The following is a 675-nucleotide window of genomic DNA, read 5'->3' on the forward strand; positions in this document are numbered from 1 at the left end:
GGAAGAAAATGAAAGAGCGGATTTTGATTGGGGAAGAACAGCAGATCCGCTTCCGGCTGAACGGGAGCCAAAACGCAGAGGTGCTTTGTGATATGACACGCCCGCTGGGAACTTTTTTGATAAACTTTGAGCGTGACACGGACAGAGATTGGAACTTATACGGGCTTTCTCCACTGCGGCAAGCCCTCCACTCCAACCGATGGAAACAGCCGGAGCTGGAGCAGGCGGCAAGCGAATTTCTCTGGGGAAAATATCTTAGCAACGACCCTCTGAAAATGTATGTAGCGTTCCGTATCTGGAACAGCTATCTGCTTGCCAGAGAACCCCGTGACCGTAACGCTGCCTGTGACCGCTTCATGGATAAAATGAGCAGCCTGACCGGGGTATTCCATAACGAAGCCATGACCTTTGACAGGGAGACAGGAAAACCGAAACATTTTCAAGCTGGCAGCCTTTATTTCAAAGGCGCACCATCAGAAGATACCCGGCTTGACCTCTGGTTCCCGGACAACCGTCGCACAGAAGAATGTGTGTCTGCCTATGCCTCCCTCTACCCGTTGATTACCTATTATCTGAACAGACTAAATGACTGGGGGCTTTGCTTCCGGCGGTGCAAGGTTTGTGGAAAATATTTTCTGGCAAAGAGCCAGCGGTATGAGCTGTGCAGCGATAAGT

The 675-nt window shown here is 50.7% G+C and carries 1 pseudogene; it reads left to right on the forward strand.

The window, feature by feature from the left end:
• Positions 1 to 675 (forward strand): annotated as a pseudogene (locus G5B11_RS18750) (hypothetical protein); the annotation flags it as partial.

It is taken from the genome of Blautia glucerasea (genome assembly GCF_013304385.1).
Lineage (GTDB): Bacteria > Bacillota > Clostridia > Lachnospirales > Lachnospiraceae > Blautia_A > Blautia_A ammoniilytica.